1 pseudogene is annotated in these 851 nt (G+C 72.3%); it reads right to left on the reverse strand.

Annotated elements, in window-relative coordinates:
* A pseudogene (locus FV228_RS31130) lies at positions 1-706 on the reverse strand (heparinase); the annotation flags it as partial.
* Positions 707-851: the final 145 nt, after the last annotated feature.

Raw genomic sequence — 851 nt, forward strand, 5'->3', positions numbered from 1 at the left:
AGTCGGCGCGATCGTCGTGCGCGGGGGCGTCGCCGAACGGGGGCAGGGTGCCGTCCGGCTCGAACAGCGCGACCAGGTCGGCCCAGGCCTTGGCGAGGCGCCGGTCGAGGTCGTCCGCGAGGGCAGCCAGGTCCGGCCGGGCGCCCAGGATCGGGATGAGGACCGAGGCCAGGGTCAGGATCTCGAGGCTGCGATGGTACGACGGCTCCGCGATCACGCCGCCCGCGTCGATCATCGCGTCGAGGCCGCTGCGCAGGGCATGCGTCGCCAAGCCGGTCCAGTGCCGCGCCATCGGCAGGGACGGCAGAACGAGGCCCACGCCCAGGAGAGCCGTCGCCGCCTCCACCTCCAGCAGCGAGCCCGCCACGGTGTGCTGGGCGAGGATCTCGGCGAGCGCGAAGGCGTGCCGGACGACCTCGCCGCCGAGGATCTCGACGGCCGCCCCATCCGGAGCGGCGTCTTCCCGCGCGGCGACGGGCAGCAGGCTCAGCAGGGCCTCCAGGCGCAAAGCCATGCAGGCGGGGTGCAGGCTCAGCGGATCCGCCGGCTGCCCCCACGGATTGGCCCGGGACCACGCGACGGCCATCGCCACGGCCCGCGCCCGGATCCGGGGATCCGGGTTCTCGGCGGCGGCACCGGCCCAGGACAGGGACTGGAACGCCAGCCGCCAGGCGGGAGACCGGAACGGGTCCGCCGCCCAATCCACGACCTCCGGGAGCGGCCAGGCGGGCTGCCGGGCGAGACGGAGGGCGCGCCCGTCCATCCAGTCGGGCGCGCCCGGTTTTTAACAAAAGAACCAGCCCACCCAATAAAAATTGTATATAAAGGTGGTGGCCCGTTAATTTAAAAAA

Source organism: Methylobacterium sp. WL18, from assembly GCF_008040015.1.
In the GTDB taxonomy this organism is placed as follows: Bacteria; Pseudomonadota; Alphaproteobacteria; order Rhizobiales; family Beijerinckiaceae; genus Methylobacterium; species Methylobacterium mesophilicum.